Origin of the sequence: Alteromonas sp. CyTr2 (assembly GCF_947311905.1) — a bacterium.
In the GTDB taxonomy this organism is placed as follows: Bacteria; Pseudomonadota; Gammaproteobacteria; order Enterobacterales; family Alteromonadaceae; genus Alteromonas; species Alteromonas macleodii.
Genome location: NZ_CAMZMZ010000051.1, coordinates 1 through 23,758, shown reverse-complemented (window position 1 = coordinate 23,758; position 23,758 = coordinate 1). Strand labels below are relative to the sequence as shown.

General features: G+C 39.9%; 20 protein-coding genes and 2 pseudogenes. 6 read left to right on the top strand and 16 right to left on the bottom strand.

Annotated features, from left to right (window positions below; translation table 11 throughout):
- Window positions 1-77: 77 nt before the first annotated feature.
- The 11 genes and pseudogenes from QME20_RS18415 to QME20_RS18365 form a co-directional block, all read right to left on the bottom strand.
- Window positions 78-422: pseudogene (locus QME20_RS18415) on the bottom strand (cation transporter); the annotation flags it as partial.
- A gap of 75 nt (window positions 423-497) precedes the next feature.
- Window positions 498-932, bottom strand: coding sequence for a MerR family DNA-binding protein (locus QME20_RS18410; protein WP_012516906.1), 435 nt, complete (start codon window positions 930-932; stop codon window positions 498-500).
- A gap of 794 nt (window positions 933-1,726) precedes the next feature.
- Complete coding sequence (locus QME20_RS18405) at window positions 1,727-2,563, bottom strand: formyltransferase family protein (RefSeq protein WP_015066038.1); 837 nt, start codon at window positions 2,561-2,563, stop codon at window positions 1,727-1,729.
- Between the two features lie 258 nt (window positions 2,564-2,821).
- Complete coding sequence (locus QME20_RS18400; protein WP_015066037.1) at window positions 2,822-3,292, bottom strand: nuclear transport factor 2 family protein; 471 nt, start codon at window positions 3,290-3,292, stop codon at window positions 2,822-2,824.
- A gap of 27 nt (window positions 3,293-3,319) precedes the next feature.
- Window positions 3,320-3,790 carry a nuclear transport factor 2 family protein gene (locus tag QME20_RS18395; protein WP_012516902.1) on the bottom strand — a complete coding sequence of 157 codons (471 nt, stop codon included), beginning with the start codon at window positions 3,788-3,790 and terminating at the stop codon, window positions 3,320-3,322.
- Window positions 3,791-3,810: 20 nt separating this feature from the next.
- Window positions 3,811-4,698, bottom strand: coding sequence for a CopD family protein (locus QME20_RS18390; RefSeq protein ID WP_203565510.1), 888 nt, complete (start codon window positions 4,696-4,698; stop codon window positions 3,811-3,813).
- 21 nt (window positions 4,699-4,719) lie between these two features.
- Window positions 4,720-5,073 (bottom strand): copper resistance CopC family protein, encoded by a 354-nt coding sequence (locus QME20_RS18385; RefSeq protein WP_012516900.1) that lies wholly within the window; start codon window positions 5,071-5,073, stop codon window positions 4,720-4,722.
- 80 nt (window positions 5,074-5,153) lie between these two features.
- The gene (locus QME20_RS18380) at window positions 5,154-5,645 is read right to left on the bottom strand and encodes a DUF411 domain-containing protein (protein WP_061487085.1); all 492 of its coding nucleotides are present in this window, start codon (window positions 5,643-5,645) and stop codon (window positions 5,154-5,156) included.
- A gap of 1,018 nt (window positions 5,646-6,663) precedes the next feature.
- Window positions 6,664-6,802 (bottom strand): annotated as a pseudogene (locus tag QME20_RS18375) (IS5/IS1182 family transposase); the annotation flags it as partial.
- Window positions 6,803-7,261: 459 nt separating this feature from the next.
- Window positions 7,262-8,701: a HAMP domain-containing sensor histidine kinase gene (locus QME20_RS18370; RefSeq protein WP_069945568.1), complete on the bottom strand. Its 1,440-nt coding sequence runs from the start codon at window positions 8,699-8,701 to the stop codon at window positions 7,262-7,264.
- Window positions 8,685-9,374 (bottom strand): response regulator transcription factor, encoded by a 690-nt coding sequence (locus tag QME20_RS18365; RefSeq protein ID WP_023559489.1) that lies wholly within the window; start codon window positions 9,372-9,374, stop codon window positions 8,685-8,687. The genes QME20_RS18370 and QME20_RS18365 overlap by 17 nt, the downstream gene beginning before the upstream one ends.
- Window positions 9,375-10,265: 891 nt before the next feature.
- On the opposite strand from QME20_RS18365, the gene QME20_RS18360 reads away from it, so the two are divergent.
- From QME20_RS18360 to QME20_RS18340, 5 genes are all read left to right on the top strand, one after another.
- Complete coding sequence (locus tag QME20_RS18360) at window positions 10,266-11,000, top strand: glycosyltransferase family 2 protein (protein ID WP_281716394.1); 735 nt, start codon at window positions 10,266-10,268, stop codon at window positions 10,998-11,000.
- Window positions 11,001-11,717, top strand: a complete 717-nt coding sequence (locus QME20_RS18355; protein ID WP_281716393.1) for a VTT domain-containing protein — start codon at window positions 11,001-11,003, stop codon at window positions 11,715-11,717.
- The gene (locus QME20_RS18350; RefSeq protein WP_015066031.1) at window positions 11,692-13,434 is read left to right on the top strand and encodes a glycosyltransferase family 39 protein; all 1,743 of its coding nucleotides are present in this window, start codon (window positions 11,692-11,694) and stop codon (window positions 13,432-13,434) included. Before QME20_RS18355 ends, QME20_RS18350 begins: the two co-directional genes overlap by 26 nt.
- 120 nt (window positions 13,435-13,554) lie before the next feature.
- Window positions 13,555-15,162, top strand: coding sequence for a phosphoethanolamine--lipid A transferase (locus QME20_RS18345; protein ID WP_239220295.1), 1,608 nt, complete (start codon window positions 13,555-13,557; stop codon window positions 15,160-15,162).
- A complete protein-coding gene (locus QME20_RS18340) occupies window positions 15,150-15,557 on the top strand; it encodes a diacylglycerol kinase (RefSeq protein WP_015066029.1) in 408 nt (135 codons plus the stop codon). The genes QME20_RS18345 and QME20_RS18340 overlap by 13 nt, the downstream gene beginning before the upstream one ends.
- Before the next feature lie 216 nt (window positions 15,558-15,773).
- On the opposite strand, the gene QME20_RS18335 is transcribed toward QME20_RS18340, so the two are convergent.
- The 5 genes from QME20_RS18335 to QME20_RS18315 all read right to left on the bottom strand — a co-directional run bounded on the left by QME20_RS18335 (window position 15,774) and on the right by QME20_RS18315 (window position 22,809).
- Window positions 15,774-15,992, bottom strand: coding sequence for a DUF3955 domain-containing protein (locus QME20_RS18335; protein ID WP_226434510.1), 219 nt, complete (start codon window positions 15,990-15,992; stop codon window positions 15,774-15,776).
- 307 nt (window positions 15,993-16,299) lie between these two features.
- Complete coding sequence (locus QME20_RS18330) at window positions 16,300-17,178, bottom strand: cation diffusion facilitator family transporter (protein ID WP_012516887.1); 879 nt, start codon at window positions 17,176-17,178, stop codon at window positions 16,300-16,302.
- 43 nt (window positions 17,179-17,221) lie between these two features.
- Complete coding sequence (locus QME20_RS18325) at window positions 17,222-20,329, bottom strand: CusA/CzcA family heavy metal efflux RND transporter (protein ID WP_012516886.1); 3,108 nt, start codon at window positions 20,327-20,329, stop codon at window positions 17,222-17,224.
- A gap of 15 nt (window positions 20,330-20,344) precedes the next feature.
- Window positions 20,345-21,526, bottom strand: coding sequence for an efflux RND transporter periplasmic adaptor subunit (locus QME20_RS18320; protein WP_281716392.1), 1,182 nt, complete (start codon window positions 21,524-21,526; stop codon window positions 20,345-20,347).
- A gap of 2 nt (window positions 21,527-21,528) precedes the next feature.
- Window positions 21,529-22,809: a TolC family protein gene (locus QME20_RS18315; protein ID WP_015066027.1), complete on the bottom strand. Its 1,281-nt coding sequence runs from the start codon at window positions 22,807-22,809 to the stop codon at window positions 21,529-21,531.
- A 531-nt stretch (window positions 22,810-23,340) separates the two neighbouring features.
- Between QME20_RS18315 and QME20_RS18310 the strand changes: the two genes are divergently transcribed.
- Complete coding sequence (locus tag QME20_RS18310) at window positions 23,341-23,685, top strand: hypothetical protein (protein WP_281716391.1); 345 nt, start codon at window positions 23,341-23,343, stop codon at window positions 23,683-23,685.
- Window positions 23,686-23,758: the final 73 nt, after the last annotated feature.

The following is a 23,758-nucleotide window of genomic DNA, read 5'->3' as shown; positions in this document are numbered from 1 at the left end:
GATATAGAACGCATCTCCTTAAACGAAGATAGCCTCAAACACTAAACGAATCACAACGGTCTATATTGATCGCTTACGACAACAATGCTATAAGTCATTAGAGGGATACCTAGCGAAAGCGCAATGAAAGTATCTCGCATCAGCTTTTTGTAATAGGTCCTATCCGCTGCTTCTTTTTCATCGACTACATCAGTGTCAGGCTTATCTTCGAAAGGCTTTGCGTTGTAACCAACGGACTCTACTGCTTGAACCAATAATTGAGAATCCGCTGTACCCGATACAAGTACTGTTCTGTCGGCAAAGTTCATTTCGGCATTCTGCACTCCCGGCGTCTGCTTCAAGGCAGCTTCTATTTTTCCAACGCAACTGGCACATCCGGCGCCTTCTATCACTAATTGTCGCTGTGTTACTTCTGCACTCATAGTACTCTCCTTTTTTCCTATTTTTAGAAGACTTGTTTTTTGACGGACAACAATTTTTCTGAAGAAACACCTGCATTAAGTTCTGTCATTTATGTTTTCCTCCAGGACGGTGTGTTCAAACTCTTCTATTAAATGACAGACCACGTGTGAGGATGGGGCTTTGTCACCCATTGCTCCCCATTTCCTTACTGCCAGCATCATATTTTGCCTGAGTAACAACATTGCCTTAAATTGTCTTTCTGTTTCTGCTAGCCTTCTTGCAATTAAGGTTCTAACTAGGGGACAAGCGGTCTTTCCATTATCTGCTTCTCTGAGAATTTGCTTGATATCTTCAACTGAAAAACCTAAATGCCTTGCACTTAATATAAACCGCAACCTGGAAGCATCTTTCGTTGAATAGAATTTATAACCATTGTCAGATTTTGCCGGCGTTATTAACTGCAAGCGCGTGTAATAGCGAACAGTATCTGGCGTTGTAGCCAAGGCGCTTGCGATCTCTCTTACTTTCATAGTTGTTCCGATGTCTTTAACCTAAAATTTTACTTATACCTAAAGGCTAAACCTGTTTGTGGGACGCGAGTCAATAGGCATGTAACTCGTGAAACTTTCGGTTCTAAGATGTAATGCGTTTGTAAGTGAGGCGGATAATACTTGCTGTTCGTTTACTGATAGCAAACAGTGTCTTAATGTATATTAATTAAGCAGTTGATCGTCTAAGACATTCTTTGATTGCAATTGATTAGTAAAGAAAACTTAGAGAAAAGCCTCACTGAGTTTATGTGTAGCTCTTAATCGGAGGGTGGAAGGGAGGAGAGTGTATACCAATTAAAGGGGTAATATTTATATCTGAAAATGAGCTTTGCTTAATGTTTTCACTTATCAGAATTTCAATATTTGAAAGTATACAAAATTGGGTTAAAGAAGTTGCACAGTAAGCACCTATACAGCACGCGCATATCGATTGATCATTTCCTTCGCAGTGCTGTACATCCTGGTTCTTTTCTGAATGAAGTGTGTGATTATTTAAAGTAGTATGTTCTACGCTTGATAAGGAATCATTTGAGGACATATGAGATTCTGATGTGTCGTGACCATCACATTTAATTGGGTTCGTCATAGCAAAGCCGTGCTGTGAAAGCAGCGCAGCTATTAGTACTAATTTAAACCACTTATAAATGCCTGACACAATAAACTCCATCAGTGAGTAAGGGAATAGTAGCGGTATTCCGTTATTCTTACTTTGACGTAGATCAACACAACACAAAAAAGTGCTTAGCACCTTTAAACATTAAAGCCGTAATCAACTAGTTTAGTACTCTTGATTCATATAGCCTTAAACTACGCTTAGAAAGTACAACATAGCCATCATTTATAGCAATGCTTTTAATCAGTGCATCCTCAAAGATTATGCTACCGCACGTGAAATCGTGACTGAAAGTTGTGACTTCGACATCATTTGCGATATATAACGCGTTATCTAACGAAATAAGAATCCCAAAGTGCCCATACTGTCGAAGGGCATGACTAAATTGAGCGGTGTTTTGATCCCAATTTACAAACCTTCTTTTTACTGGAGGTAGACTTTGGAATGACGCTAGCTTTTCCAATTGAGGTGTGGCGTTATTATAAAGCTCATTAAAGTTATTAAGTAATTCTTCTAACAGAGTTTCTGCGAGTAACTGAGACTTGACCATCAATGATGAAATCGTTTCATTGTTTTCGACCTCAAATTTCTCTTGGATTAGGATGCTACCTGCATCAAGTTTCTCAGTGAGTTTATGAATGCTAACACCCGCGTTCTCAGGGTTGTCGATAATGTAGGTGAGTGGGGTTGGGCCTCTACTTTTGGGTAGTAAAGATGGGTGGATATTAATCGCATATTTTATTTCGTTTGTGGGTACTTTGTATCCGTAATCGGCTACAACAAAGACTGTCTGTTCGTCATTTAAATATCCTTTAAGAGTCACGATACTTGGTTTTTCAGTGGAATAAACAATATTGTATTTACGACAAATTCGTTTGATGAAGCTCGCATTTTCCTGAACATCGTTTATAAAAACGCGTTCAATGTTCAATCTATTTTTAATTAGAAGTAACAAACAATTCGAGAATAAGTCGTTTCCAAAATAAACGATTTTCATATTTCTCTGCACCTTTTGAGAATAGCGTATGTGGAACAAAATGTAGGTTGGGAGGACAAGTGTTTAAGGATTCGATGTTGATTAAAAATCTGTGCAAAAACGAATAATAAGGGTTCATTGGCTGGCGGGAAGCTTAGTTCGTGCCAATATGAAGTGTAAGGCATTTTGACAATAGGATAGCCGAGATGGTTCTGATATTGAGCAAACTGGAAAGCTACCGTTGATATTACCAAAGTAGCTTTCAATACATTTATTTCGCTAGTCTTTTGCACGATTTCTACTAGAGGAATGCGTGTGAACTATCAGCCACTCACCGTTAACTTTTTTAAAAAGAAAGGTTTGAAACCCCGTTTTGTTGAAAGTTTCTCCAGACTTCCTAACCTTTCCTTGAACGGTTGTATCAACGAGTGTCCAAGCAAAATCATCTTCTACATGAGTTTGAATGTTAGAAAAATCTAAACTTAAGAAAACTAAGGCATCCTTTTCTGGTTCAACATGATGCTCTATCAAGTCACTTAACCCTACATTCTGTCCGCCAGATTCAAAGTATCTTGCGCCTTTAAAGTCGAAAAAGTGCTTTTTAAAGGGGGCACCGTCTCCATTCTCCCAGCCATATTCAATTTGCTTTATAATGTCTTTTATCTGATCTTTATCAGTTGCATTGTTATCATGAGCGAAAGTGAAAAAAGATAACAAAGACGAAATGATTATGATTAAAAATTTTTTCATACGAGCTCTCTCGGGTAGTTAATCGAATCAATTTGACCAATGAATATGTTTGATTTTCCACTCTCCTTCGGTGTTGATTAAGACAATTGTTTCCATACTTTGGTAGTCTCTCTCTTCCCCCTTAAACATCCCATTGACCAGAAACCGCGATGCGGAGATTGCTGTGTTGCCCAGAACTTTGACTTGATGCTCCAACGCTTTATTTGTCACTGACGATAGATATTCCATATCTGAATTCATATGATGTTGAGCATATTCATCTGCGCTCCTCTCAACTCCGCCTCCTTCATAAATAGTCACATCATCCGCCAGTAGGCTCTTCGCAGTGATTTTGTCTCCCGTATTAAGCGCGTGATGGAATGCAATAACTATTTTAGCTGCAGGCGTATCTAACCCACTAAACATACCTTTCTCATGATGTTCTTTTTCATGGGCACTAGCAGCAAAACTCATGATTACGGGCATGATAAATAGTAAGACTAATAATTTAATTTTCATTTGAATTTCTCTTCTAAGTTTTATCTTTCGGGACCTACAATACTCGTAAGCCCAGAAGTAATGATTAAAATAGCAACTGCTATTGTTAACTCTAATGAAATGGATTTTGAGAGTGCTTCGCTTCCCGAGCCACTTTTAAGTTTTGGGACTAATTTCAGTTTGTGCCGTATAGCAATAGCTAGAATGCTAGTTACAAGGAACATTTTAACAAGAAGAGTTTGCCCATATATGGAGCTAAATAACCCTTCAAAACTACCTACCAATTGAATAGCTAGCCAAATGCCTGCAGATAATAATAAGGTAACCAATACGGCCGCCTGCGTACCAAACCTATCCATTAATTTATAAAGCTTTTCGTAGCTCTGGTAATGGCAGGAGAGCTTTAACGGAATCAATGCACCAAACCACCAAGCCATAACAAATACGTGAACCATAAGTAGTATTCGAGCAATACTTCCTAATTCAGAAACGTGGCCAGTTAAAGTAAATGTGTACGAGAGAGTGAATAGACACAGCACAAGTAAGCAAGACTTTAACCTTAGGAAAGGTTTAAGAGGTTTAAATTTCAATAAGTAGATAGTTATTAAAGCTACGGCTAACCCCCCCGCACGATACAAGGTGACTTCACCGATAGGAGAACTCAACATTATCTTAAGCATAAAGGGGTCAAGTGCGCCTTGAATTCCCTCTTCTACCATCGCTCCAGTGTTCGCGATAAACCACACTGCATTAGAAATAAACGCAACAAAGACACAAACCTTTACCCATACAGCGCTATAAGATGGCGTTGTATAACTTGTCCTACTGTCGTTAATATCTCGCCAGAAAAATGTATATCCAGCTGTGGCCGCGAAACCTAAATAAAACATTAGCTTTGTCACTACAATTACAGTGTTCCAGATATACATTTCCACAGCTGAATCCCCTTTTTAGTGCACCATAAATCCAAAACTATCTTTCATCTTGTGCCCATCGGAGCCAAGCATGATGAACTCAACATTGTATGAACCTGGACGTAATTTAGGTAAGGTCCAAGAATAATCCGTTGCAACCTCTTTCGGAGGTTCAAAGCCAAAATCAACTTTTGCACCTTCACTATCTTTTAAAACTACTTTTATTAATCTAACTCCCTTGGTAAAGCTGACTGATAGTTCCATTGGGGCCTCCATCAGCATTGCATTTTTGCTTGGTGTGCTAGATTTAATTTCTATAGCCTCATGTGCTAATGCCACGCTGCTTAGCAGTACACTAAATATTGCAAATGATTTAACAAGTGCTTTCATGATTACCTCTATCTTTGGTTTTTAAAAATTAAAATTGCTTTGATTGTCAAAAGTGCGCATTTATTTGTTTAACTTTGACTTCAATCGAATTGACTTTCGTAGCTTTCTACTTTCGCGTAAGGTTCGTAGCTCCCATCTTGATATATAATGAAAACGGTATAAGGCATAAACTGCTCTGCTACTTCCATTCCGGGTGAACCTACTGGCATAGCTGGAACAGATAACCCGATAGCCTTTGGATGTTCTTCTAACAAGAATCGTTTTATAAACTTAGAAGGGACATGGCCTTCAAATACAAAGCCACTTTCTGTAACAGCGGTATGGCAAGAGCGAAGATTTGGCGAAATTCCGTATTCGTTCTTGATGTCGCTCAAGTTATGAAAGTCCTTTGTACGTAGTTGAAACCCTTGGCTTTCTAGATGAGTTATCCACTTTTTACAGCATCCACACGATGGTGATTTATAGACCAATAATTCAAAGGCGTCGTTTGCGCCATGGTGGATATTTGCCATGGCAACGCTAGGTAGAATTAGCAGTAATACCGCAGCTTGATAGGTGATTTTTTTTAACATTTTTGCCTCCAGACAAAGCTGGCACATATAGGTACGCTAGCACCTAGATAATAAACAGGAACTAAAACAAATTGTGCGTGAAATTTGGACGCACTGACCCTGTGTTAGGCAAATATCGGTGGGCGAAAAAGTGAGGAAGTTACTGAAACTGGCTGTTGGAAGAACAAGCCAAATGAAGCGTCCGGCACCACTGGGTGTTGAACAATCATCATGGAAGCTATAAGGACGGGAGCATGAGTACAACCACCTGGTGGGCATGTGCATTCCGAAGTGTTGCAACAATCTTTAATACTAGCGTTTTCGGAACTTATAGAATCTACTCTCATACCATGGCTCATGTTCGTAGAGCAATTCGATTCAGAATTACTATTGTAATGTTTGTTATCAATATCCATTTCAAAACTCATAGTATCTACAGCCATCGCTTGCCCGACGAGGGCAGATAGCACTGTAAACACTAATATTAGTTTTGATATGAATTTAAACATTTCTTAAGCATTAAACATAACCAATATGGAGAATAATGGATTTTCGCGAATTGGTAAACAGTTGAGGCTGATTTGTAATTAGAATAGCCCGTTCATCGGCAGAATTTAGGAAATAGTCATGATGAGGGAGATTGCCTACAACCATGCAAATTTTTGGGCGCGTCTCTAACTCTATAATTCAGATACTGCGGTAGAACTTGAACGCTTTAAGTAGCCGCCACAATACTTTCCTTTTGTCCAGTTCCATTAACGTTATAACGGGGGCTAACCAGAAATACTAGAAAATTGAGGAGGCTTGAGGAGCTATATAAATAAACACACCCGATAAATATAAATTCACCGGTAACTTGAAAGAGAAATCAGATATTCTGTTTAAATCGTTGAGGCACAAACTCACTTCAGCGATTTCAACTTAAGCGCCACTCAAGCGCCACTCAAGCGCTGGTCGATAAGTGACTTTCGCCCCGCGGTTATAGATACTCTCTGTTTCACTTATTTTTCTGCATATGAATAAGGCGATTAATATCAGCTTTAGGATAAAAAAGTTCAATCACTTCTATCAATTGTGAGCACGGTAATAAGTTGTCTATCCGTGATAGGAAAACCTCTTTATAGGGCTATCAGCGCTTGCTTTAGCTGACTACTGGCAATAATTAACTGTTGGCTCACGAGCAGTAGAAAATGTAACTTAACATGCAGTCATGATCTCACGTTAGGAACTTATTCGGATCTTCCCTAGTATCAATTGAATAACATTTTTATGCTGTTTCTAATTATTTCATCGATCTCGGGACATTCATTGAGACAGGTAACGTTAATCTATATTAGGATAACCTATTGTCAGCAAGTGTTTTTCAACAGTTTCTTGATAGAACTCTGCAAAAAAATCGTAAAGTCATTTTATCGTTGTACGCCCAATGAGTTGAATGGAAGCATTGACTTGTTCCAGCAGCAATTATCCGTGACAAGGAACAGGTGGCCGAAAACTTTTTTGATCTCTACTACATACCAAATTCGAAAGCTAGGTTACGTTTCATTACCCTATTTTTATTCTCTTGCTAAGTCGCAGTCTCTCTTTTCAGGAGTGATATTAAGGCTAAGGTTACAGTAACTTAAGCCTGCCAAAGATTACGGACCAATAGTTTCATTTTTAAAAGTCAACAAAAACGATATGTCTTCTTCGGCAGTTTTGGTTACAGAAACTTCTGCACATACAGCGTCGCACAATGCATCTACTATAGAAAGACCTAGCCCAAAGTTATCTTCAGATGTTCTAGAAGCATCTTTTTGCCAAAGCGGTTCAAACATATGCTTTAGATCATCCTCATTAACCTCTGTCCCCACCTTATTTGTCACTCTGAGGTAAACATTACTAGAACTATTTACACCTAAGTTCACAAGTATTTCTGTATCAGTTTTTCCGTGTTCTATAGCGTTATCTATCAGATTACTTATTATCGATTCTACTGCAACGCGATTGCTCTTGACGCTTAACTGAAAATTGGAGCTAATCTCTACCTTAACATTTCTTGCTTCTTTTATCTGAATAAGTTGAGTTACTAATTTGTGGATATCTATCTCATCAGTTAGCTCTAGGGTCTTAAAACTATATTTTTGGATTAACATAAGGCCAGAAATAATATTTTTCATTCTTGTGCCTATTTGCAAAACACGTGGCTTAAAATCTTTTTCTAATCTTATTTCTCCTGGAAACTTAATTGCTACTTCAGTCATATTTATTAATTCAGAGACTGGTGTTTTTAGCTCGTGTGCGATATCCGAAGTCAACCTCTTCTCACGCAGGTAAAGCGAATAATTATCTTCAATAAAGTGATTCAAACTTTGGGTAATGGGTTCCAATTCCTCGACATTATTTTGAAAAGCTTCGTGTTTTTGCCTAGTGGTAAATCGTAGTCCTTTTATCTTGGCATTTAAGGCATCCAAGGGTGCCAGAGCATAAGCCACAGTGTTACGCACTGTAAATCGAACAACTAGCGGCACGATAATTAATGCAAATAGAAAAGCACCATCGATAAACCACAACGTGAAATTTAACAATTCTGTAGATGTTGCGTACGCGATAACCATTGACGGGCGAGTATCGTTACCCTTATCCATGACGCGATAAAATCCAGCTCTGTCTTCAGAATCAATCTGAGGTATATATCGAGTGTAAATTACCCGACCCGTACGGCCATCGGGCAGAGTAATATCCTGGAAAGAATATTCATCCAGGCCAATGCTGCTGTAAGGCAATTCATTGATGGTATAAAGCGCCAGAGTATCTGATTTTTCAAACGTTGAGTCTTTGTACCAAAGTTGAAAATACTCGGGGGAAGATGTCCCTTCAAACTCAGGCAAATACTCACCTGCAAATTCGAACTCCACACCCTCGACATCTTCATTTACCAAGCTCTGAAGCATACCTACTTTTGCCTTCATAGCCTGGTTGAATTCTTGTTCGATCCAGGAATCGACGCCAATATCTGCTGCAAGTAAAACGGCAATGACTAACAGTGAAATAATAATAGAAAGTCTTCGTGTTAATGTTTTACGTATTGATTTCATTAGCTTCTACAACTCTGTAACCAAAACCACGTTTACTTTTAATGGGTAGAGACGCGCCGCTTTCTCTTACTTTTTTCCTTGCTGAGGAAAGGTGAGCTTCAATAGCATTTTTTGAGATATGGTCATAGCTTCCAGAAATAAATTCACTCAGCATTTCTGAGGTAACTATCTTGTGTCTATTGAGGAAAATACATTCAACAATTTTGTACTCATTCGGGGTCAGGTTGATAATGCCATTATTGTATGAAAGCGTTTTAAACTGGATATTGAGTGTCAAACTGTTGATAGTAACCTGGTCATTGAGACAATTTGCCGCACCTCTCCTCATCAAGCTAAGTAGTCTAGCAGTCAATTCGTCAAACGAGAACGGCTTAGAAAGGTAGTCGTCAGCACCTGCCAATAGCCCCGCTACCTTGTCTTCAGACTCAGATCGCGCAGATAAGATGATAACCTTTGTTTCTAAATGTCTTTTTCGTAACGTTTTAAGAATAGTCATACCGTCCAACTCAGGTAGCATCATATCAAGGATGATTATTTCGTAGCTACCAAGCAACGCCATACTCAATCCCTCAGAGCCAGTGCCAGCAGTATCGACTGAGTACCCCAACTTTTCTAAGCCTAAGCTCAAACTGTTCCTTAATGATAAGGAGTCTTCTATCAGAAGTATTCTCATAATTTGAACGTCAATTTTAAAGTTATTTCAGTATACCTTCTCATCCTTAGGATTTACTGAAGAAGCTATTGAACTGGTGCTTATAGTTAACCTACGCAAAAGTGGTTCTTTTAGCATAAACTGATTGATTTCCTTCAGTAGCTCTTAATTTATCTCGTTATTATGTTCATATTAATAACAGTTTTGTGACTGACGATGAAGACCGATTCTTATCAGCCCTGCTACTTAGCGAGTGCTCAATAACCTCTACAGAAATTTCTGCCCCCAAATTGTAAGAGTGACAAAGCTGTTATTTTTGACACCGATGAAACACTGATGCTCAGTAACACCTGCATTTTTTCTGAAAGAGAAAGTGCGTCTGAACTTGTTCAAGCATACACTGATAACGGCTCCAGAGTTATCTATCTGACTGCGCGAAGTATATACTTCCAGTGCAACATTTCATTTTTTTATCCCGTTACCATTTCCCAGACGGAAATATTCAGGTAGCGAATGCTACGGCTGAGCGAAAAAACTTTAAAACATTAAACTAAATATTCTAAAGCGTTACACGGAGTCTGGCTGGACACTTTTTGCTGCATTTGGCGATTCAAGCACTGACTTTGCTGCTTATTTGGCCGCAGGCGTTACTCAGGACAAAATATTTGCAATAACAAGACAAGGTGATCGTAAGTGCAAACCAGGGCCGTGGCAAAAGTGCTACGATAACTGGTCGAAACACATTCCTATAGCGTGTTTTCCTTAACCCACCTCTTTCTTCCTTCCTGAGCGATTAAAACATTATTACTTCAATTAAATGACTCTTCATAAGCGTATCTTAAGTTTTGTTTGTTAACGTTTTCCTGTCGAAAATAGAATTTGCTTGATCTTGAGGCTTTGACAGAGGGCTACGTGCGAATTTCAGTTGTAATACCAGCGAAAAACGAAGAAAAAAATTTAAAACCCTTAATTGAGGAAATTTATAGAGCGTTAACAGGTGTAGCCAACTTCGAAGTCATCTATGTTGATGATGGAAGTACGGATAATACATTTGAGAATCTGCTTTATCTGAAAGCGAGTGGCTTTGAAAGAGTTAACGTACTACGGCACAAGCACTCGGTGGGACAAAGTACAGCTATTTGGACAGGGGTGAGCCATGCTGATGGAGAACTTGTAGTAACACTTGATGCGGATGGGCAGAATGATCCCTCTGATATACCAAACCTCCTGACTATGGCCTCTCAATTTCCGTTAGGGAGTCACTTTTGCATTGCTGGTCACCGTAAAAACAGAAAGGATACAGCTTGGAAAAGATTTCAGTCAAAACTAGCAAATTCTGTAAGAAGTAAACTTCTTAATGATGATACACCTGACACCGGATGTGGGTTAAAGGTCTTTCCAAAACAAACATTCCTCGATTTACCCTATTTTGATCATATGCATCGTTTTCTGCCAGCACTGATCCGGCGACAAGGTGGGATCATTAAAGTTGTTGAAGTGAATCACAGAGACAGGCAATTCGGAAAATCAAAATATAATATGTTAGGGCGGCTTGGGGTCGGACTAATTGATATGGCAGGAGTTTATTGGCTTCAGAAACGTAATAAACTTAATGATGTCATCTTAGAAAATGAAGAGAGTATCTAATTGAATTCCAGTCTCCTTCGTTTCTTCATTCTGGTACTTACCATTCTGTTTTTTAGTCATTTGATTTCGCTCTCCCCCTCATTTGACGCATTTAATCAGGAGTGGATAGACAATCATACCCGTGATAATGGAGTGACAGGGATAGCCAAATTTTTAGCCGTCTCAGTATTTTTACTTACTATCGGACTTCCACGCCAGTTAGTCGCATTTATGGGGGGGTACGCCTTTGGATTTGCTGAAGGTGTCATCTATTCAACATTAGCAACTACGCTCAGCTGTGCAACAGTTATGGCAGTGTCCCGGTATTTCGCTAGACCGATTATTATTCAACACTTTGAAATGCGAGTGCGCAAGTTAGACCACTTTCTACTTCGCTCTCCCTTTCTCAAGTCCGTTATCATTAGACTGTTGCCAGTAGGGAATAATCTACTCACAAACATTTTTGCTGGCGTTTCAAAGATTCCACGACGCTCTTTTATTTTTGGGTCTACTATTGGCTACATCCCTCAAATGGCGGTTTTTGCATTAATGGGTAAGGGTGTATTAGTCAACTCTGAACTTAAAATAATCATAAGCGCCCTATTATTTGGGATTTCCAGCTTGCTAAGCGCATATCTTTTTAAGGTTTATCGTCGTCAACATAATGACGATAAAACTCTTCGTTCACTCACAAAAAGCAGCAAATGTAGCAATGAATCAGACGAGCTTAGCCATTAAACATAAGAACAAGCACCCAAATTATACTTTCTGGCTTTTTGTACTGGCTAGCGTGTTGATATTTATCGGGATTGGGTTAAGAGATCCCTGGCCTGCTGACGAACCTCGTTTTGCACAAGTTGCAAAAGAAATGGTTGAAACAGGTCAGTGGTTCTTTCCAGCCAGAGCGGAAGAGTTTTATCCTGATAAACCACCTGTGTTTATGTGGTCTATCGCTTTTTTCTTTGCGCTATTCGGGTCAATTAAGATTGCCTTTCTGCTCCCATCTGCTTTATGCAGCCTACTCACACTTTTTTTGGTGTATGACATCTCAAAACGACTGTGGAGCACAAAAGAAGCGCTGATCGCAACGTCACTTCTTTTATTGAGTTTTCAATTTTTGCTTCAGGCCAAGTCTGCACAAATAGACGCAATGGTCTGCTGCTGGATAACAATAGGATGCTATGGTCTTCTGCGCTTTTTCTTAGTTGAAAGGCGATGGCGTTGGTATTACCTCGCCTTTTTCTTCATGGGAATTGGCGTCATCACAAAAGGGGTCGGATTTTTACCAGTCTTAATGCTGATACCATACTTGATACATCGACGCGTTTGGCCTCAGCGGGACATAGCTAAGAAGCAAACTAAAAACTCCGTATTACCGTGGATAATGGGTGCAGTGGTGATGTTACTGGCTATATCACTATGGTTTATACCTATGTTGATATTAGTCGAAAATAGCCACGATCCATCACTTGCTCTATATAGAGATAACATTCTTTTTAGGCAAACGGTCACTCGATATGCTGATTCCTGGCATCACATAAAGCCATTCTGGTATTACCTCGTTGAGGTTATTCCATTATTTTGGCTGCCAATTAGCATCGCTCTTCCATGGCTCATCCCATTTTGGTATAGCGCAATTAAAAAAGGTGATGCCCGCATACTCTTACCGTTGGGTTGGATTGTACTTGTCCTGCTTTTCTTCAGCGTAAGTCCTGGCAAACGGGGGGTGTACATCTTACCCGCATTGCCGATGCTGGCACTGATCTCTGCGCCTTACTTTGATTCAGTTGTTAATAAAAAAGTATTCTCCTGGCTTTTGTGGGGTGTTGTATTTTTACTATCAGTAGGCTTATTGGGGTTTGGTTTTTCCGGCATAGTAGAAGCATCATTCGCCCTAAAATTAGAAGAAAAGTTCGGGCTTTCTCCGTGGATGTTTTTTTTAGTAACGGGGGGACTGACGTGTCTGGTTACGGTGATTACTTCTAGAGGGAAGCACTGGAAAGCCTGGCCTTATTTCTTGTGTACTCTTTGGGGCATGTACGCTACATGGGGTTACACTTTACTTGAAGATGTAAAAACCCCTAAAAGCGTATTTGGAAATATTGAAAAAGAAATTGGCAAACATGATGCAACTATTGCACTTGTTGATTTTTCTGAACAGTTTATTCTCTTCTCGCCTTATCCCATCGTCCACTTTGGCTATCATACCCCTACTGATGAGCAATTATCTGCCGCCTACCAGTGGATGGAGAAGACTGACAAGGGAAGATATATCCTCGTAGATGAAAAACACGTACGCAATGGTTGTTTTAAAAAAGAAATGGCAACGTCTGTAGGGTATGCACATCGCGTCCACTGGGTACTATTATCGCACGAGGCATTAACCGAAAAGTGTCCGCTTACGAAAACTGCGACTGAGATCTTTAGTTATATCCCAGATAGGCCCGTTACGTGAGGTACATGTTTTCATACAATTAAAAAATAATGCGAGAATTTTCATCCTACAGTTTTTCTTAAGCGTTATTTAAGTTTAGACAGGTAACTTATGTGCTAAGAAGTACACGAGAACCTTATTGTGAAATTTCCAAGAACACTAAATTTCAATCCTACATCAGCTCAGTTCATTTTACTTTCTTCATTGCTTATCGCAGCAATATTTAACATACCATTTTTGTCCGCTGTTTATGAAGTTGTAGCCCCTGTAACATTGAATGAGTGGGTGTTTTTTCTCTCTGTACCGCTCTTGCTAACCTTTTTTAATATTATTTTTCTAAGTCTTTTTGGTGCCCTATTTTTGCCGCGCACCACAGTTGCAATTACTTTCGTTGTAAGTTCTATTCTACTTTACGGCACCTTGGCCTATGGTGTCATTTTCGATAAGAGCATGATACAGAATGTAATGGAAACAAATTCTGGTGAAGCCTTTTCTTATCTAAATTCAACACTTTTTTTATTCTTCTCTATACTGGGATTAATCCCTGTATTTGCGATTTTTAATCTGGAAATAAGTGGAAAGCTCAAGGCTCGAATCAAGCACCTTCTAGTGCTGAACTTATTAGCTTTATTGGGTATTGCAATTATAGCCACGTTCCTTTTTAAGAGCTATGCAGCTGTCGGCAGAAATAACAAAGATCTAACGAAGTATATTATTCCCTACGCCTTTTATGATTCAGGGTACAAGTACCTTCGGGACACTTACTTCTATCCGCCTTTACCCTACAAAGTATTAGACAAGCGTCCCTACTTAAAAGGTAACGCTAATATACACCCATCTATTACAGTGTTAGTGGTTGGCGAAACAGCCAGAGCGGACAAGTTTTCAAGCAACAGCTATTCGAGGCGTACTACGCCTAATATCCAGAACGCAGGTGCAATCAGTTTTAGCAAGGTGACATCTTGCGGCACTGCTACCGCAGTCTCTGTGCCATGTATGTTCTCAAGACTTTCACGAGAAAATTATGATTCGCGTATCGCAGACAGTCAGGACAATGTTTTAGACATCATTCATCGTGCAGGTGTTGACGTCACATGGATTGACAATAACAGTAGCTGTAAAGGAGTATGCAAGAGGGTAGAGACTATAGACTTCAACCCGTCAAGAGTTCCCAAGTTGTGCGATGGAGATTATTGTTATGATGAGGTACTTATTGACCTTTTAAGAGAAACTCTTTCAAGACCATCTAAAGAACATAGAGTTATAGTCTTACATATGATTGGCTCACACGGGCCTACCTATTACCGGAGATACCCAGAGAAATTTGCTAAGTTCGTGCCTGACTGTCCCAGAAGTGATATTCAAAATTGTGAAGAGGCAGAGCTGACAAATACGTACGATAATACTATTGCATACACAGACTACGTGCTAGGCCAGATTATTGAACAGCTTTCCACTATTCCTAATTCGTCGATGCTTTATCTATCGGATCATGGTGAGTCATTGGGAGAAAAAGGGCTTTATTTACACGGTTTCCCTTATAATTTAGCGCCTGTTGAGCAAACTCATGTACCAATGGTTTATTGGGCCTCCAAGTTTAGCCAACCTGAATACAGTGATTGCGTAAGGTCGTTGTCCAGTCATCCTTATTCGCATGACAACCTTTTTGACACATTACTTGGTCTTACTAATGTGCAAAGCAGCACCTACCAACCCACTCAGGATATTTTACGAAAATGCGAGTCATAGACGAAACCACATCAAAAATGCATTTCGACCCTAAAGCCAAACCAAAGGGCATGTTGCGTATTGTATTAGCAATGAAAAACTCAGTTCGAGCTATATCATGGCTTGTTAAAAACGAGTCAGCGTTCCGGCAAGAACTTATCTTACTTATCTTAGCGGCGGGAGTGCTTGCATTTTGGTCAATTCCTTATATGGAAAAGGCGATTTTACTTTCCTCCATACTCTTCGTTTTGTTCGCTGAAATTATAAATACTGCAATTGAAGTAACTATTGACCGTATTGGAAAAGAGATTCACCCACTGTCAGGCTTAGCTAAAGATTTAGGCTCAGCGGCTGTTTTAGTGACGATCGCAATTTCATCACTGTTGTGGTTAGCTACATTGTGTAGATATTTTTGATTTGAGACTGTTGACTCACCGATGAGGTACCGCACTGACATGGGTCCAACTATGCAAATTCATCAATGTGTATAAAAGAATAGAAAGCCAATAATTAGCGAGCTTTAATATAAGAAGTTAAAGTCTGATATAACTAAAAGGCAATACCCAACAACCTTTAGGTTCAGTTTTCAATTACTAGCCAGGAGTTGCATAGCAAATCGCAAAGCAAAATTGTCAGTTAGAAAAAGTTCTTCGCGTGCTTTTACTTTCGCTGATTTTTTTAAGTTTAATGAAAGTGAAAGCAAAAGTCAGCGATGCCATCAGCTCAAACAGCCAAAATATAGGAATGAAGCCAAACGATTCAACCAAAAAACCATTTTCATCTATACTCGAGCCTTTTATGTTATAAGCGATTAAACACAAAATACCACTAATAAAAAATAAGAAGCTCATCTTATAGTTACTTATAAATTTCATTAATGTCTCTATATTTTATTTTCAACATCTCGTAAGAGCACGAAAGAAACGTTGATGTCGAAGGTACGTGTTCAATCTTGCCTCTTACCACTTTAGTTACGCATTATTATCTATCACACTCTCCTTACAGTTTAACAAAAAATTTAATCATGAGGGGAACAAACTAAAAAGTTCCATGAAAATCTATAGTCATGATTGTAGACAATGTGTCACAAATAAAATTTTAGCTTAGTATTAAAACTTGAATTACTGTCGACTATCATTGTTAATGAGTAATGGAATTTCATCTCACCTCCTCATTAACTGCAGAATGCTCGTCAGTAAACTCTATTTCAACTGTGCTGTAACTGAAGTCAAACATGGCCAAGCTATCATAAATATCAAGCTTCAATAACTTGTATTCTTCAACTGTCTTTAAGGCACTGCCAACGCGTATAGTAATAACATTGTGTTCTCCGTCAAGTGACCAAATTTTTAAGTCATGGATATATTCAACTCTATCAACACTCCGGAGTTCATCTAACACTTGTTTGTATAAGTTTTTCTCTGGAACACCTTGCAAAAATAATTTTAAGGTTGCTAATAAGTTTCGAATTACATTAAACAATATAAAAAGCGTAAAGCCAATCGAAAGTAGGGGGTCTAAAATTGGCCAGTCGACAAATTGCATTACTATGGCAATAATTAATACAGCAACCCAGCCTAAAACGTCCTCCAATAAATGCCAGTTCAACACTCTCTCGTTTAGGGTATTTCCTCCCTGGAGTTTATACACAGCAAAGCCGTTTACAGCGACACCTAGAATCGCAAGTAATATCATGCCTTCTGTATTTGGAACGACCGGGTCTAATACTCGAGGAATGGCTTCTGATAATACCCAGATTGAGCCAAGGATAAGTACGGCTCCGTTAATAAATGCCCCTAACAGGCTGAGTCGCTTGTACCCATATGTGAAATTTTCATCGGCCTCTCTCTCTCCTAACCTATTGAGACACCAGGCGCTTCCAATAGAAACTGAATCGCCGAGATCATGAACAGCATCTGCCATTATAGCAGTGCTGTTCGTTAGCCAGCCGCCAATAAATTCAATAATTGTGAAGCTGAAATTTAATAGAAAAGCCCACCCAATTTTGTTTGAGCTATTTGAATGATTATGAGTCATAGAGGCTCCGGTGCGCCCGGAACATACCGGGCGTAAAATTTGATTAAGAGTTGCGTTTGTTATGTGCGAGCTGATAAAGCGCAGGTAATATAAACAGTGTCAGTAAAGTTGACGATATAATTCCCCCAATGACTACAGTGGCGAGCGGTCTTTGTACTTCAGCACCTGTTCCTGTATTAAGTGCCATGGGAACAAAGCCTAAGCTGGCCACTAACGCAGTCATCAAAACAGGTCGAAGCCGGATTATGGCCCCTCGAATTACTGAAGTATAAATATCACCATTTTCCTGCCAGAGTTGTCTGATGAATGCGACCATCACTAGTCCATTCAAAACCGCGACCCCGGACAAAGCGATAAAGCCTACTCCCGCAGAAATTGAAAGAGGCATATCTCTAATCCAGAGTGCCAGTACTCCTCCAGTCAAGGCTAGTGGTACACCAGTGAAAATTATCAATGCGTCTTTAACAGACCCAAACGCCATAATGAGTATGCCAACTATCAACGCAAGCGTAACCGGAACGACTAAAGTCAGCCGTTTGCTGGCGGATTCCAGTTGTTCAAAGGTACCACCAAACTCTAACCAATATCCTTCCTTCATTTTTAAATCGGATTTAAGTCTTTTTTGTAAATCAACGACAAATCCTCCTAGGTCGGTTCCTCGTACGTTAGTCGTTACGACAACTCTGCGCTTTCCATTCTCTCGGCTGATCTGTGCAGGCGCCGGCTTTAACTCGAGAGTGGCTACCTCTTCAAGCGGTACAAAACTATTGCCGACACGAACAGGTAAGCTCTCTAATTTGTCAATATTTGTACGCAACTCTTCAGATAATCTGATTACAATTTTAAACCGACGATCGCCTTCATAGATTATGCCTGATTCCTTACCCCCTATGCTGGTTGAAACGAGTGCTTGAATGTCTGCTACGTTAAGACCGTACCTTGCGAGAGCATCTCGTTTTGGTAATATGGACAACATAGGAAGGCCGGCAACTTGCTCAACTCGGGTGTCTGAGGCACCTTGTATCGACTCAGCGATCTCAGCAACCTTATTTGCAGAATCCAACAATTGCTCTAAGTCATCACCGAAAACCTTGACTGCAACATCAGCCCTTACGCCGGAAATCAATTCATTAAATCTCATTTGAATTGGTTGGGTAAATTCATAGTTATTACCGGGAAGCTTTGAGGCGACTGATTCAATTTCAGCCACTAGATCCGATTTAGATTTAGCTGGATCAGGCCATTCTGAGCGAGGTTTAAGTATTACAAAACTATCGGCTACATTAGGAGGCATTGGGTCTGTAGCGACTTCTGGTGTACCTATTTTCGCAAAGACTACCGCTACCTCTGGAATTTCTAACAGCGCACCTTCAAGTAATTCTTGCATTTGAATTGATTGGTTTAGACCGGTACCCGTTATGCGTAAAGCCTGTAAAGCGACATCACCTTCATCCAGTTGAGGAATAAATTCAGACCCAAGTGTTGTTGCCAACCATCCGCAGAAGACAACAAACGCTAGTGCAGCCCCAAGAGCAGCAGCTTTAAATTTAAGAATAGCCCTAAGTGCTGGTTCGTAAGCCAGTTTCACCCAACGTATTAAAAAACTCTCCTTTTCACTGATTTTTCCCCCCATGAAAATTGCGATCGCTGCAGGCACTACCGTCAGTGACAAAATCATTGCCGCAATAAGAGCGATAACAACAGTTATTGCCATGGGATGAAACATCTTTCCCTCTACGCCTGTTAAAGTAAAAATAGGCAGATAAACAGCGGTTATGATCCCGACTCCAAATAAGCTGGGCCTGATTACTTCAATCGTTGCTATTTTCACTTCTTCTAGACGTTCCTTGAGTTGAAGAAGTCTGCCGTGATGCTGTTGCGCTTCAGATAAGCGCCTAATACAGTTTTCAACAATGATGACAGCGCCATCGACAATCAGACCAAAATCTAAAGCCCCCAAACTCATCAGATTTGCCGAAACACCTCTCTGGACCATTCCAGTGATTGTCATCATCATAGCAATAGGTATGATCGCAGCCGTAATAAGAGCCGCTCGAATATTGCCTAGTAGTAAAAATAATATGACAATTACGAGTAATGCTCCTTCCAGCAGGTTCTTCTGCACAGTGTTTATCGCTTTGTCGACCAGTGTAGTTCGATCATAGGCGGGTTCAGTAACTACCCAGCTTGGTAACGATCTTTGAATTTCAGTTAATTTACTGGCAGTTAAAGCTGCAACTTCCCTTGAGTTTTCTCCCAGCAACATCATGACCGTTCCCATCACTGTCTCTTTACCATTTCTTGTAGCGGCACCGGTCCTCAGCTGCTTACCCAAGCCTACAGTTCCAATATCTTTTATTAGAACAGGAACAGATCCTTTTTTTCCTACTACGACATTTTCGATATCCTTTATCCCTGTCAATTGACCTGGAGAGCGAACAAGAAGTTGCTCGCCATTTTTCTCAATATAGCCTGCTCCAGCATTATCATTGTTTAAATATAGTGCTTCAGAAATGTCTTTAAGCGAGACTCCCATCTCCAGCATTTTTACAGGGTCGGGATTGACGTGATATTGCTTGTCATAACCTCCAATAGTGTTTACTTCTACTACTCCCGGAACCTGGGCTAACTGTGGTCGAATGATCCAATCTTGTACCTCTCTTAAAGCCATAGGTGTGACCGGCGAGCCATCGGGTAACGTTGCTCCATCTTTCCCTTCCAGTGTATATACGAAAATTTCGCCAAGCCCTGTTGCGATTGGCCCCATTTCTGGCTCAAGGCCATCAGGTAAAACACTTTTAAGGTTAGCAAGTCTTTCGTCGATTAAATTTCGGGCAAAAAAGATATCCGTTCCTTCTTCGAAAATAACTGTAATCTGTGAAAGACCATACCTCGATATAGAACGTGTATAGGATAAGTTAGGCAAGCCATATAGTGCTGTTTCGACAGGAAATGTTATTCGTTGTTCAGCTTCTAATGGTGAGTACCCCGGAGCTTTGGTGTTAATCTGAACCTGTACATTTGTAATATCTGGTACAGCATCAATAGGTAATCGCTGGTAGCTCCAAACGCCGATCCCAATTAAGATTAGTGCAAGAACAAGAAACAAAAAGCGTCTTTCTACTGAAAGACGAATAATATTATCAATCATTTATCGTCTCCAGGATTAGTGAGCGTGAGAGGCACCGGATTTTTCAAGATCCGCTTTTATCAGAAAGCTATTTTTTGATACGTAAATTTGACCAGCGATTAAGCCACGCTTTACTTCAGTGAAGTTGTCATCTTTTATACCCAGCTCGACAGGGACAGCTTGAAACGTGTTACCATCGTTTAAAAATACAACTGAGTTACCATCCATTGATTGGATAGCTTCATTCTCAACGCGAAGCGAAACATCGACTTTCTGAGCATCAACTACACCTGTAACCATATCGCCGGGGGAGAATTCTCCTTCGGTATTAGTGATTTCAACAATTGCGATCTGATAAGGTTCAAGTGAACCTGACGGAATGAGAAATTTGACCTTTGCATCTTGCTGTCGGGAACCTTTTTTTATGTGGATATAAGAGCCCTGCTTTATTGTATCCCGCTTGGATGGAAATACTTTCAATTCTGCCCAAAGCGTTTCAGCGTCGACTATTTTATAAAGCGTTTCACTGGTAACCAACTGCCCAACATTAACATTTCGACTTACTACCGTACCCGAAATTGGCGCTTTCACGATGTAGGTTTGTAAGCTGTCATTTGATTGAATTTTTGCAATTACATCGCCAGCCTTCACGCTGTCACCAACATCCGAAGCGAGAGTTTCTACAACTCCCGAGAACCGCGCATTAACTTCAGCCTTGTTCTTGGGTGGAATTACAAGAGTACCCAACAATTCGATATGTCTTTCAATGGTCCCACTCTGAACTTCGGAGGTTGCTAATTGAAACTTTTCAGTTAATGCTCTTGAGATCTGTGTTCTTCCCTCGAAGTTTTCCCACTCCCAGGAATACTTTCGTCTTTTGTCAGTCAGATAAATAGTAGCCCTAAAAGAATGAGGTTCAGACAGAGCTTTTATTGACCGCAAAACCCCCTCTGAAGTTTGAAACTCAAATTTTTCTGAGCTTGAACCTAACTTCTGTAGCTCTATAGAAAAGGAATCAGGGATAAATGGCTTCCCATCTTCAAAAGTCGAGGCAATAATTACAGAGCCCTCGGGGCTTTCATCGATACTTACTTCTATTTTGATGTTACCTTTCTGGAATATATTTTGGTTGTCATTTGAATTGGTGGCATCTTCACTTGCGGTCGCGATAGATGTCACAGTGCCGATAAGAAATAAAAATAAAATTTGCTTTAGCATAATTAATCCTGGAGATTGAAAGTGAATGATTTCAGAGATTGCCCTGTCCATTGTTCGATAAGTGCTTCATTGAGCAGGGTGGCTTCGCGATAGTTGATGAGACTCCGTTGAGATTGGAGAAGTGCATCACGTGAAGCAAACCATTCTTGATAAGTGTAAATTCCCTTTTGATAGCCCTCCTTGGTCAGCTCCAATGCTCTTTTCAAATCTGGCATTACTTCTTTTTCCAGGTGCAATGCTGCCTGTGAACTAAAATTTATGCTTTTCGTTGCTTTAAATAGAATCGCTTTTACATCGAGATACTTGGTGTCTCGCTCTAATAACTCCGCCTCCTTACTAGCAATTGCAGATTTGACTGCACCCGAATTCCTCTTCTCAGCAAATAGTGGAATTGAGGCACCAAAAACTAACGATGTATCTTGAGCTCCCTGATTCCTTCTAACACCAACAGACCAAGATAGGTCTGCGGTATTATCAGACTTAGCCAACTGAATTTCAGCGTCCTTCAGGTCAAGTGACTTAATTAGTAAATCCGCATTCGATGATGATAAGAATTGGTTAAAAAGTGTTTCGTAGGAATAATTTTTAGCGGGTGAATTTAAAGAACCAGTAAGCGTGATATCTTCATAATTGCCCTGCCAGAATAGTGTGAGAGATTGCAGGGCTATCTCTTTATTCACCTTTGCTGTCGCAAGTTCTAATTTCGCTTGATTTAAAGCCGATTTAGCTCTGAACAATTCAGCATCATTCGTTGCACCACTTTTTATTCTATTAGTGATCACAGTAAGAGCATCTTCAGCTAAGCTCACACTTCGCTCAGCTATTTGCAGACGCTCCTGTTGTGCCAGAACGCGAATATACTGCTGAGTGAGCCCACCAAGTAGTGAGAGAGACATTGAATACTGCTCTGAATCTAAAAGGGCAGCTCTGGCATCCACAACCAGTGTTCTTGCACTCTTCTTTCCACCAAGTTCATACACTGAAGATAGAGAGATGGTTGCTTCTGCTGCTTGAACTCCCGAAGTAGAACTTGTGCCCATCACATTTTCTAGATTAGCACCTACGGTGTAAGCTGGAGAAAGCAAAGCTTGTTGGCGATCTCCCTCAAGAGCTCTAGTAAGAGGTCTGAATTTCAACAAGCTTGGATGACGGTTGAGAGTAAGTTGAACTGCATCATCTAAAGTTACTTGTTCTGCCAATGCATTGGCTTGAGATAGCATCAATGCACTAGTCAATATTCCGGCGCGCGTAAGTTTGCGCACAGGAAACTGTGAAATTTTCATGATATATAATCCTAGTCAGTTGAAAAAACGAAAAACGACAGGGATTAAATTCTTGGAGGACGCTCTATCTGGTTAATGAAACGATTAGGTGTAGCTTCACTATAAACTGAGACTAAATTGGGAGACTTTTTTAGAAACGAGCTTTCAATATCAGAGTAAAAAGCTATGTGTGTAAAATGACCATGACAAGAACAACAATGGTCACAATCACTTCCCGCATCTAAATCGTAAGCATCGGACAGTTCGATTAATGTATTTTCAGTACATAATTCATTGCTAAACAAGTGGTCTTGTTCAATAGAAAACGCGTCAGTCACAATCAACAAAAATTGTGCGCACAACAAAAAAGCGGCTAAGACCACTTTTAGATTTTTGCTAATGCGGTAATTCGTTTTCAACACAAGATTCCTCTATTGGCAATCTATGTTCTCTTAAAATATGATTGTAGTCAATGCCTAAATGGTCAGCTTTCTGATTCACAAGAGGAACTCTGTATTAAAAAGCCATGTATTTCAATTAAGTTGCTAAATCTTGTCAGAAATATTCAATAAGCGGTTTGGCGAACACAAAACGCTCATGGCTAACATAGTGCTGTGGGGAAGTAAGGATTTTAAAAGCTTCACTTCTCAGTTGGCTAAATACGATAAAGCGCTTTTAGAGAGAGCTATTCAGTTTTCTTACGAGCTGAACAATCAGATAATAGAGTACTTCAAGCCAAAGGTTGTTCTTGTTCCCAAGAGCTCTAATAGCCCATCATCAAAGAATTGGCTACTACACTCTTCAAACTTAACAGACATACAGCATCACGAAGTGAGAGGTAAAGTAACGTTCAAGTTTTCAGTAGGTAGCCTGCAAAAAGGCGATTTTAAAACGTAAGCGATCAATATAGACCGTTGTGATTCGTTTAGTGTTTGAGGCTATCTTCGTTTAAGGAGATGCGTTCTATATC

Bases quoted from the DNA above. Each gene is read 5' to 3' on its own strand.
- QME20_RS18410 (WP_012516906.1), bottom strand. From the start codon at position 932: ATGAAAGTAAGAGAGATCGCAAGCGCCTTGGCTACAACGCCAGATACT.
- QME20_RS18405 (WP_015066038.1), bottom strand. From the start codon at position 2,563: ATGAAAATCGTTTATTTTGGAAACGACTTATTCTCGAATTGTTTGTTA.
- QME20_RS18400 (WP_015066037.1), bottom strand. From the start codon at position 3,292: ATGAAAAAATTTTTAATCATAATCATTTCGTCTTTGTTATCTTTTTTC.
- QME20_RS18395 (WP_012516902.1), bottom strand. From the start codon at position 3,790: ATGAAAATTAAATTATTAGTCTTACTATTTATCATGCCCGTAATCATG.
- QME20_RS18390 (WP_203565510.1), bottom strand. From the start codon at position 4,698: ATGTATATCTGGAACACTGTAATTGTAGTGACAAAGCTAATGTTTTAT.
- QME20_RS18385 (WP_012516900.1), bottom strand. From the start codon at position 5,073: ATGAAAGCACTTGTTAAATCATTTGCAATATTTAGTGTACTGCTAAGC.
- QME20_RS18380 (WP_061487085.1), bottom strand. From the start codon at position 5,645: ATGTTAAAAAAAATCACCTATCAAGCTGCGGTATTACTGCTAATTCTA.
- QME20_RS18370 (WP_069945568.1), bottom strand. From the start codon at position 8,701: ATGAAATCAATACGTAAAACATTAACACGAAGACTTTCTATTATTATT.
- QME20_RS18365 (WP_023559489.1), bottom strand. From the start codon at position 9,374: ATGAGAATACTTCTGATAGAAGACTCCTTATCATTAAGGAACAGTTTG.
- QME20_RS18350 (WP_015066031.1), top strand. From the start codon at position 11,692: ATGAATCAGACGAGCTTAGCCATTAAACATAAGAACAAGCACCCAAAT.
- QME20_RS18340 (WP_015066029.1), top strand. From the start codon at position 15,150: ATGCGAGTCATAGACGAAACCACATCAAAAATGCATTTCGACCCTAAA.
- QME20_RS18335 (WP_226434510.1), bottom strand. From the start codon at position 15,992: ATGAGCTTCTTATTTTTTATTAGTGGTATTTTGTGTTTAATCGCTTAT.
- QME20_RS18330 (WP_012516887.1), bottom strand. From the start codon at position 17,178: ATGACTCATAATCATTCAAATAGCTCAAACAAAATTGGGTGGGCTTTT.
- QME20_RS18325 (WP_012516886.1), bottom strand. From the start codon at position 20,329: ATGATTGATAATATTATTCGTCTTTCAGTAGAAAGACGCTTTTTGTTT.
- QME20_RS18320 (WP_281716392.1), bottom strand. From the start codon at position 21,526: ATGCTAAAGCAAATTTTATTTTTATTTCTTATCGGCACTGTGACATCT.
- QME20_RS18315 (WP_015066027.1), bottom strand. From the start codon at position 22,809: ATGAAAATTTCACAGTTTCCTGTGCGCAAACTTACGCGCGCCGGAATA.